The sequence below is a fragment of the Celeribacter persicus genome (assembly GCF_003050785.1).
Taxonomy (GTDB): Bacteria; Pseudomonadota; Alphaproteobacteria; order Rhodobacterales; family Rhodobacteraceae; genus Celeribacter; species Celeribacter persicus.
On sequence record NZ_QAOH01000041.1, the window covers coordinates 1 to 10,176 of the forward strand.

Here is a 10,176-nt window from a genome sequence, read left to right on the forward strand (position 1 = left end):
TGTTTGAACTCGCGGCTGAACATCCTTCTTGTCATGTAGATTCTCCAGTTTCATTAACACCTTATCTCGGTGTCCACGAAACCGGCAGCAGCTCATCCCGTGCCGCGCGGATCGTCGGAGAGCGCAATGCCCGGGAAGATGTCGTTCGCACCGCATATGTTAAACTCGTCGCCAATGCGAGGCCTGCGTGCGCCATCTCCAATCCCCGCGCCCATACCATAACCGCACTTCGGCGGAAGGCCTTTGATTTACGACCAAGCGCCATCGCGAATGACTGTACCGGATTGATCTCGCAAGGCAGGAAGCTGTCCAGCGACAGTTTTTCCGGGATGGGGATTCATTGCGCCTAAAGGTAGCATAATTCGACCGGAAAGGTGGTCGCAGAATGTCGGGCCAATTGTGTATGACAGAACAAAATAGCAAAATACGGCTCTTTAGCTTTTACCTAGACCATTGGCACGGTTTGCGACGCAGTCTGGCGGGCCGTCTGGGGTCACAGGATTTGGCCGATGAAGCCATGCAGGAAACTTGGATCAGGCTGGAGGGCCTGAAATCCGCACCTTCTTCCGTTCACAACCCCCGTGGCTATTTGTTGAGCATTGCGGGCAATATCGCCATTGACCTAATCCGTCGGGAAAAACGGCACAGTGATCGCACCGCAATTGGGGATATCGACATCGACACGCTGATGGACGATGTGCCCTCCGCAGAGGAGGTGATGCTGGCCCGCGAGGAGTTGAAACAACTGGTCAGAGCGCTCTTGAAGCTCAAGGACAAACCCCGGCGCGCGCTTTTGATGAACCGTTGTCTCGGCATGGGTCATCGTGAGATTGCGCTGGCCCTCAGCGTCTCCGAAAGCATGGTCGCGAAATATATGGCGCAGGCGCTTCGGCATTGCCGCGATTATCTGCATCACACACAATAGAACATTTTCAGTGCAAGATCGACGCTTTCATTTCGTCTCCTCTACAGAGACGGCACGCCAAACGGAAGAAAAGGTAGCAAGGGTCATGACCTCCAGCGGAAAAGATAACATGAATGCAACCTCTTCCGAGCTGAGCGATCAAGCTCTTGATTGGATTGTCCGGCTACATTCCGGCAGCGCCAAACCCCAGGACACACAGAAATGGCAGGCATGGCGCGCCACCAGCCCCGCGCATGAAGCGGCAGCGCAGGAGGCCGAGCATCTCTGGAACGGTCTCGGGGCCGCCGGGGCAAGCTGGGGGCGCAAGATGCGCAACCGCCGGATGACCCGGCGTGCGGTTCTTGGCGGTGGCGCGGCGGTGGTTGTGGCAGGCGGAATGAACGGCCTCGGCATTCTCGGCACACATCTTTTCGCCGATTATCAAACTGCAACGGCAGAGCGTCAGAGCTTTGAGCTTGAGGATGGCACCGAAGTTTTGCTCAATGCACGCACCGCACTTTCCGGTGCGTTTGAGAACGGTGAACGGGGCGTGTCCCTCACACGCGGACAGGCATTTTTCACGATCGTTCAAAACAATACTGCGCCGTTTCATGTCTCGGAGGGCAAGACCACGATCACCTGTGCGCAGGGTGAGATTGATGTCGATCTGTGCAATGGACGAGTCGGGCTTGTCGTTCACAAAGGCGCGGCAGACGTCAGCAGCCAGACAGGCATACGACATGTGGCCGCGGGTCAACGGATTCAGATCACGCGCGAAGGCCGTTTCTCTGACATCGAAACCGTCGATCTTACCGAGGCAAGCGCCTGGCGGCGGGGCAAGCTCATTTTCAATCGCAGGCCACTTGGCGACCTTGCCGTGGAACTGGAGCGCTATCGCGGCGGCCGGATCGTCGTAATAGAGGATGAATTGGCCACGATGGGGATCACAGGAGTGTTTGATCTGGCCGATCCCGACGCCGTTCTGGACGCATTAGAGGACTCCCTCTCAGTCAGGATCAGCAAAATCCCGATGTTGGCTGTTGTCAGAATGGCCTGATATAAAATGATTTTTTATATGACATGAGAAAAAGTTAAGATTTTTTTCACAAATCACTGCAAGTTGGCGCGCCACGTCTCGTCTCTCTTATGACACGCCAGGTGACGCCCTTGTGACCCAGCCGAAATATGACCTTGATGATCGGCGGGGGACCAATGACCGACACGATACGAAGAAAACCGACCCTGCGCGCGCTCGCACTCTGCACGACCGCAGCGCTGAGCGTGACCCAGATCGGCTGGACCGATATAGCCTATGCCCAAACGCAAAGCGCGGAAGTGACCCTGTCCATCCCGGCGCAAGATCTTGGCTCAGCCTTGACGCAACTGGCGGATCAAAGTGGCATTCGCCTGATCCTGTCCTCGCAGGTTGTAGCGGGCAAACGCAGTACGGCAATCAATGGTACCTACACCCCACGCAGCGCATTTGCCGCCCTGCTCTCCGGTAGCGGGCTGGACTATCGTTTTACAAATGCGAATACGGTGACCGTCTACGCCACGGACGACACCACCGCAATTGATCTGCCCGAAGGCACACTGTTGCTGGATACGATCACCGTATCTGGGGGAACGGGTTACTATTCCGCCAACAGCAATTACGAAGAACCTGCCTCCATCGTCTTTAAAGACGCGAAAGAAATTGAACGCTTTCGCGGCACATCGGTCGGTGATTTCCTCAAGGGAGAAGCCGGTGTTCTCAATGGCGATAACCGCAACAGCGGCGCTTTGGATGTCAACGTGCGCGGGATGCAGGGTCAGGGCCGCGTGCCCGTAGTGATCGACGGCAGCTTTCAGGAAACGACGGTCTATCGCGGCTATTCCGGCATTGCGGGGCGCACCTATCTCGATCCTGATTTGATCGGCTCCATGTCGATCGAGAAAGGTCCAAGTTCAGGCGCGGATGCGAATGGCGCAACCGGCGGCGTGATGCGTATCTCCACGTTGAAACCCGACGATATCATCAAAAAGGGTGAAACGCAGGGCATGCGCCTCAAGTTCGGCGTAACGGGCAACACCACCGAGGTCCCGGAGACATTCACAATCGGGGCAGGACAAGGCGACGCTGAACGCTATGACCGACCCGGTGCGTTTGAATTCGGCGATTCGTGGAATGGCAGCATTGCCGTTGCGCAGAAATTCGGCGATTTCGAAGTTCTCGCGGCCTATGCACGGCGCAAAGCCGGCAACTATTTCGCCGGTGAGGATGGTAATGGTCCCGAAGATGACAGCCTGAACCAGTTCACCCCCGGCGAAGAAGTGCTGAACACATCACAGGACAACACGTCTCACCTGTTGCGTGGGATTTACAAATGGGGCAACGGGCATTCGATTGATGCAAGCTATATGCATTATGAAAGCGATTTTGGCGAGTTGATGCCCTCGCAGATCATTCGTTTCGGCATGGGCTGGCAATCACCCTTGAGCTATGTCGATGCCAAAACGGGTACGCTGCGCTATGGTTGGAATCCGGATGACAACGACCTGATCGATCTTAAGGCCGATCTATACTACACATCCAATATCACCTCGATCAACACAGCCTACGGGTTTATCGCCGGCTATCCCGGTGTTTACTTCAGCTATGCCAGCGAAGCGGAGCAATTCGGCCTGAACGTCTCCAACACCTCGCGTTTGGACATGTTCGGTCGCGCATTGACGCTGAATTATGGTGTGTCCGGCAAGAAAGAATATATACGCCCGCCATCGGATATCGAAAGCTACGTTCCCGACGATTATCCATATGTGGAGTTTGACGGCGAAATCCGCGATGGCTGGCGTCAGGAAGTCAGCGCCTTTGTCGCGGCCAATTATGAATTGAGTGACAAACTGACCTTTGATGGCAGCCTGCGCTATTCCCAGATGGAAGCCTATGACAACAACACCCAAAGGGTCTATGTCGATGATGGCAACGGCGGTCTGACACGCGAGGAGGTAAACGTAGAAACAGAAGGAAGCGGCTTTGCCCCAATCCTATCCCTGACCTACGAAGCCATCCCGGGTCTGCAGGTCTACGGCAAATATGCAGAGGCCTATCGTGCGCCGAGCCTGTTTGAAAGCACAGCTGGCTGGTCCGCATCCGTAAGCCCAAGCACGGTCGTCGATCCAGAACACGCCCGAAACAAAGAGATCGGCGTCAACTATATGACCGATCAGTTCGGCGCCCAGTTCCGGGCCAAGCTGGCCTATTTTGACAACGACATCGACAATTACATCACCCGCGATGAAGATTGGCGTTTCGTCAATCTGGACTCCGCCAAGATGAAAGGCTGGGAACTGTCCCTCGGTTTCGATACCGGGCGTTTCTACGGCGATTTCTCCGGTTCAAAATACATCAGTACGGAATTCTGTGATCAGCAGGGCGTATGCTCGTCGGGCGGGTCGGACAATGGCTATGTCCATCTGCACGTTCCGCCAGAAACCTCGGCATCACTGACCTTGGGTGGGCGCTTCCTGGATGAGACGCTCGAACTGGGTGGGCGAGTGACATATATCGGCGAACGTGCATCGACCGATTTTGCCAGTTCTCGCGGCGGGACGAGCCGTGCCGTGAATTGGGAGCCTTATACCACGGTCGATCTGTTCGGCAGCTACGAAATCAACGACACGCTGACCTTTGATTTCGCAGTCGATAACGTGACCGACCAATATTACATGGACACGCTGACAATCGGCCTGATGCCATCTCCGGGACGCACGGTGCGTCTTGGTTTGACAGCGACATTCTAACCGCTTAGGGCGCGCCAATTGGTGCGCCCTTTTCCATTTTCGCAAGGTGAAAGATGAACACACAAACTTCTATCTCCGCCCTTTCGACGCTTTCCGCGCGTCTTCGCGCTGAGACCAACACGACGCATGAGCGGTTGGATCGGTCTATCATGGAGGCAAAGCCGTTTGACAATATTGAGAATTACGGGCGTTTCTTGCGGGTTCAGCATGGGCTGCATCACCATGTCGCGCCGCTCTATCGCTCCGCTGATCTGGCCGCATATTTTCCCGGATTAAACACGCGCGGGCGGCTCAGTGATGTGGCGCAGGACATGGCCGATCTGGACCTCCCGCGGCCCGAAATCACCGCCGCGCCCGCCACCGAAACCGTCGATCTACCGGAGGCACTGGGCTGGCTCTACGTGGTCGAAGGTTCGAACCTGGGCGCGGCCTTTCTATTGAAATACGCCAAGAAGATGGGGCTGTCCGAAGCCCATGGCGCGCGGCATCTGGCCGAGCCGCCCGAGGGTCGCGCGCCCTATTGGAGAGCCGTCAAATCCGCGCTCGATGCGGTTGAACTGAGCCCCCCAGAACAGGCCCTCGCGATCAAGGGCGCCGCGGCCGCATTCGCCACAACCCGCGATCTGGTACGGACCCATCTGTAGGGCGAACCGCCTCGGGTGGAAGAAAGAGAAACCATGTTGAGAAAAAATATCTGGCCCAGCCTCGTGCTGTGTGGCCTTCTGACCTTTGCCCCGCTGGCTTATGCGCAGGAGACCGCGCCTCAAAACCCGTTTCAAACCCCGCCTGAGACCCCGACCCAAAGCTCCTCCGAGAGTTCTCAGGGTGAGGCTAAGACCGGGCCTCAGATGGACATCATACCACAAACGGAAGACCCCAGCACGGCGCCCCCAGAAGCCCCGCCCCTCGCGGCGCCCGAGCCGTTCCCCTCGCCCCTCAAAGACCTGCGCGGGGCGCTCGATTGGCTACTGAACCAGACAGATGCCTCGGGGCACGATCTGTCCCCCATCGGCATGTATCGCAGCGCCGATATTGTCGTGAAACTGGTGATGCTGGGGCTGATCTTTGCCTCTTTCGTGACCTGGACGGTCTGGGTCGCCAAGACGCTTGAACTTTGGGGCGCACGCTGGCGGGTGCGTCGGGCGCGGGCCGTGCTCGCAGAGGCGGCGACGCTCGTGGAGGCGGAACGCTGCCCTGAGGCGCGGCGCGGTGCCGTGGGCCGAATGATGGCCGAGGCACGCACCGAACTCACACACTCGGAACCGGCTCTCGTCCATGCCGGACATGCGGGACTCAAGGAGCGTCTCACCGCCGCTCTGGCGCGTCTTGAAGCCGAGGCGGGACGTCGCATGGCGCGCGGCACGGGCGTCTTGGCAACCATCGGCTCGACCGCGCCCTTTGTCGGACTCTTCGGCACGGTCTGGGGCATCATGAACAGCTTTATCTCGATCGCGGAAAGCAACACGACCAATCTCGCCGTGGTCGCGCCCGGCATTGCCGAGGCGCTTTTGGCCACCGCGATGGGGCTGGTCGCGGCCATCCCTGCGGTGGTGATCTACAACCTGTTCGCGCGCAGCATTGCAGGCTACCGGCTTTTGCTGAGCGATGCGGGGGAGCGGATCGAACGACTGGTGAGCCGCGATCTCGACCGTCGTGCGATCCCGCCAAAAAATACGCAAGAAATCCCCCAAAAGGCGGCCTGAACCATGGCAGGACGGATACGCGAGGGCGACGATCTTGTGGAAAATGCCGAGATCAACGTGACGCCTTTCATCGACGTGATGCTGGTGCTTTTGATCATTTTCATGGTCGCCGCCCCGCTGTCGACGGTGGATGTGGCGGTCGATCTGCCCGGCTCCACCGCCAAACCTGCCGAGCGCCCGGAGGAACCTCTTTACCTGACGGTCGCGCCCGATCTGAGCCTTCATCTGGGAGAGGCGGAGGTGGCGCGCACGACGCTGGCCGACGAAATCACGCGCCTTACCGGGGGCGTCCGAGAGCAGCGGATATTTTTGCGCGCGGACAAAAGTGTGGACTATGGCGCGTTCATGGAGGTGATGAACCTGCTGCGCGCGGCAGGCTATCTCAAGATTGCACTGGTCGGGCTGGAACAGCTTCCCGTTGCGGAACAAGACACCGGAGAACAAGACCGCGCGGAGGTTCCGGGTGACTGAGCCGCAGACCCCACGCCTGTTTGGGGATCTCGCGCTTTGGGGCGCGGCGGTGCTGATCGTGCTGGGCGCTCATGCTGGCGCGCTGGCCTGGGCAATGCGCAGCCCGCCCGTCGTCGCCTCCGACGGCCCGCCACCCGCGATCATGATCGAGTTGTCGGCCCTGCCCGAAGCCGTGGAGACCGAAGAGACGGAACTCTCCGAAGACCTTGAGGACGCTCAGGCCAGTCAGGCCGCCCAAGAGATCAAAGCCTCGGAGCTTGTGGAGGAGCAGGTTGAGACGCCGGAGGAGGCTCCCGAAATCGAGCAGACCGAGGTGGCGCAGCCGTCTCGCGAGCGTCCGAAACCCCGGCCGGAGCCGCGTCCAGAACCCCGACCAGAACCGCAACTACGCCGACCGGAAAAACCCGCCCCCGCGCCGCAACAGCAATCCACCGCCTCGCAATCGGCGGTCACGGCGCAGAACCAACAGGCGCAGCAATCCACCCGGAACGCCGCCGCCCAAACCGCGCGCGGCAGCGGTCGCACCATGAGCCCGGCGCGCTGGCAAGCCCGGCTCATGGCCCATCTCGAACGCCACAAACCGCGCTCCAATGGCGAACGCGGCACTGCTTATGTCACCTTCTCCATCAACGCCGTCGGGCAAATCTCCGCCATCCGCCTCGCGCGCTCCTCCGGCATAGCCTCGATCGACCAAGCCGCCCTCTCCCTCATCCGCCGCGCCTCCCCCGTCCCACCACCCCCACCAGACATCCCGTCAACGCTCACCGTTCCGATCAAGTTCGAAAGACGCTAGAGGGGAGGCCCGTATGGGGAGGCTGAACGCATTGGCTTACAGTTCATCTACTTTGGCAGTGATCGGCTTAGGTTTGCTGTGAGCCTTGTCCACAAAAAGACCGTTTGCGGGACTACCCCAGCTGATGCGTGAAATGGGCAACCGAAGAATTGCGCCCGAAGTGGCTGTGCTGACCTGTTTTCGCAAACAGGCCATGCCCCCATCTCACGCCGGATTGAGGCGATGCTGGCGTGTGGCCGCACCCGGTTCGACGAACTGTGCAAGCTTAATATGCTGGCCGATCTAGAAATACTGGCCCAGCCGGAACCGCCGACAGAAAATCCTGAACTGGAAGTCGCGGCGGCCTAAGATCCAGACTTCGCACTTCTCCGGCCCGTCTGATCCGGCGCGCCTTTTCGCAGACACTGATGCCGGTGCAATCCTTTATTCCTTTTTCCGAAGATGGTGAGCCGCAGTTCTTGCCCCGACGTTCCTAGCATGTCATTGCCGAAGCATGGAACCTCTGGCCCGGCGAGTTTCCGGAAGACTGGGATGACATCGCCTCCGGGAAGGGTTCTCACATTCTCGGCAGGACCCGGGATCGCTACTGGACCTGTCACGGACTTGTGCCGCTCCTTTGACCACATATCGTGTCGCAAAGGAGAACACATATGGCATCACGACCCACCGAGGAATTCCGCGCCGAAGCAGTGCGCGTGGCCTTTAACCAGCGGTCTACCGCGCAAACAGGTAGCCGCAGATTTTGGGGGCGGCTTTTCGACGCTGAACCGCTGGATACAGCAGGAACGGCGCAATCCTGAGAAACCGACGGTCCAATCCGATCTGGAGCGCGAGATCGCCGAGCCGCGGAGAGAACCGTATACTCCGGTAGGAGAGGGATGTCCTAAAAAAGGCCACGATGTTCTTCGCGGAGAGAAGCAAACGAGGTTTGCCTTCGTCGAAGAACACCGACGCGACATCCCTGTGAACCGTCTGTGTCAGATTATGGATGTCAGCCCGCGCGGCTATCAGGCCTGGCGGTCCCGCCCCATGAGCGTAAGCCAACGCAAGAATCTGGTTGTCCTTGCACATATCCGGGATCAGTTCGAGCAATCGCTTGGCAGTTATGGTCGCCCGCGCATGACCGAGAAATTGAAAGAGCTGGGACTGACCGTGGGCCATCGGCGCGTTGGCCGCCTGATGAAGGAAAATGGCATCAAGGTCAGGCGGAACAAGAAGTTCAAGGCAACCACGGACAGCAACCACAGCTTCAGCATCGCCCCGAACCTGCTGAACCGGGACTTCTCGGCTGATCGTCCAAACCAGAAATGGGCTGGCGACATCAACTATGTCTGGACACAGGAGGGCTGGCTCTACCTCGCTGTCATCCTTGATCTGCATGCCCGGCGCGTGATCGGTTGGGCGGTCAGCAATCGCATGAAACGTGACCTGGCAATCCGGGCGTTAAACATGGCTATCGCGCTGCGGCGTCCGTCGAAGGCGTGTATCCATCATACAGACCATGGCAGCCAATACTGTTCCCACGACTATCAGAAAAACCTTCGCCTGAATGGCTTCAGGGCGTCGATGAGCGGAACTGGGAATTGCTACGACAATGCGGCCGTCGAAACCTTTTTCAAGACCATCAAGGTCGAGTTGTTGTGGCAACGATCTCGACCGACACGCCGCCAAGCCGAACTGGCGATCTTCGAGTACATCAACGGCTTCTAAAATCCACGCCGACGCCACTCAGCCCTCGGCTGGAAAACCCCTTGGCCTTCGAAGCTCAAGCTGCGTAAATGAGAACCCGGGACGGCATCAAGTTGTGACACGTTCAAGAGAACCGCTGCCGAGAATATGCCACCTACAAAGATTATGATGTGGTCGAGGTGTTTCAGGACGATATGTCCGGCAAGTTCGAACGCCGCCCCGCCATGGATCGGATGCTGGCCTTCCTTCGTCTGCACCCCAAAGGTAGTGTCGTCGTGATCATCGACGATATCAGCCGTTTTGCGCGCGATGTGCAGGCCCATATCTCCCTGCGTCAAACCCTGAGCGATGCGGGTGGGATTTTGGAAAGCCCCTCCATTGAATTTGGCGAGGACAGTGACTCGCGCCTTGTCGAGCATATGCTGGCCTCCGTGGCGCAACACCAACGCGAGAAGAACGCCGAACAGACCTCCAACCGCATGAAGGGTCGGATGATGAACGGCTATTCCGTCTTCTCAGCCCCCATCGGCTATAAGTACAAGAAGACAGGCTCACACGGCAAACTTCTAACCCGAGACGAACCCGTTGCCTCCATCATCCAAGAGGCTCTGGAAGGCTATGCCTCGAGGCGGTTTGGCTCTCAGGTGGAAATCAAACGCTTCTTCGAAGATCAGCCCGAGTTTCCCAAAGACATGCCCAACGGACAAATCCGCCAACAGAAGGTCTCAGATATTTTGAACCGTGTGATCTATGCTGGATATATTGAGCATGAACGCTGGGACATCTCACGGCGCAAGGGCTACCATGAGCCAATCATCTCACTGGAAACCTAT

Annotated in this window: 8 protein-coding genes and 2 pseudogenes; all 10 read left to right on the forward strand. The window is 58.3% G+C overall.

Annotation, left to right across the window (positions count from 1 at the left end; translation table 11 throughout):
• A partial coding sequence (locus C8N42_RS21800; protein ID WP_211309233.1) for a hypothetical protein occupies window positions 1-350 on the forward strand: 350 nt, incomplete at its 5' end.
• Window positions 351-403: 53 nt separating this feature from the next.
• Entirely contained in the window at window positions 404-925 is a 522-nt protein-coding gene (locus tag C8N42_RS20235) for an RNA polymerase sigma factor (RefSeq protein WP_107818228.1), read from the forward strand.
• 109 nt (window positions 926-1,034) lie between these two features.
• Window positions 1,035-1,961 carry a FecR family protein gene (locus tag C8N42_RS20240; RefSeq protein ID WP_170109390.1) on the forward strand — a complete coding sequence of 309 codons (927 nt, stop codon included), beginning with the start codon at window positions 1,035-1,037 and terminating at the stop codon, window positions 1,959-1,961.
• Window positions 1,962-2,116: 155 nt separating this feature from the next.
• A complete protein-coding gene (locus tag C8N42_RS20245) occupies window positions 2,117-4,687 on the forward strand; it encodes a TonB-dependent receptor (protein WP_170109391.1) in 2,571 nt (856 codons plus the stop codon).
• Between the two features lie 53 nt (window positions 4,688-4,740).
• A complete protein-coding gene (locus tag C8N42_RS20250; protein WP_107818231.1) occupies window positions 4,741-5,331 on the forward strand; it encodes a biliverdin-producing heme oxygenase in 591 nt (196 codons plus the stop codon).
• A 33-nt stretch (window positions 5,332-5,364) separates the two neighbouring features.
• Window positions 5,365-6,390, forward strand: coding sequence for a tonB-system energizer ExbB (gene exbB / locus C8N42_RS20255; protein WP_107818232.1), 1,026 nt, complete (start codon window positions 5,365-5,367; stop codon window positions 6,388-6,390).
• 3 nt (window positions 6,391-6,393) lie between these two features.
• Entirely contained in the window at window positions 6,394-6,861 is a 468-nt protein-coding gene (gene exbD, locus C8N42_RS20260; RefSeq protein ID WP_107818233.1) for a TonB system transport protein ExbD, read from the forward strand.
• Window positions 6,854-7,654, forward strand: a complete 801-nt coding sequence (locus tag C8N42_RS20265; RefSeq protein ID WP_211309234.1) for an energy transducer TonB family protein — start codon at window positions 6,854-6,856, stop codon at window positions 7,652-7,654. Before exbD ends, C8N42_RS20265 begins: the two co-directional genes overlap by 8 nt.
• Window positions 7,655-8,304: 650 nt before the next feature.
• Window positions 8,305-9,361, forward strand: a pseudogene (locus C8N42_RS20270) (IS3 family transposase); the annotation flags it as partial.
• A gap of 116 nt (window positions 9,362-9,477) precedes the next feature.
• Window positions 9,478-10,176, forward strand: a pseudogene (locus C8N42_RS20275) (recombinase family protein); the annotation flags it as partial.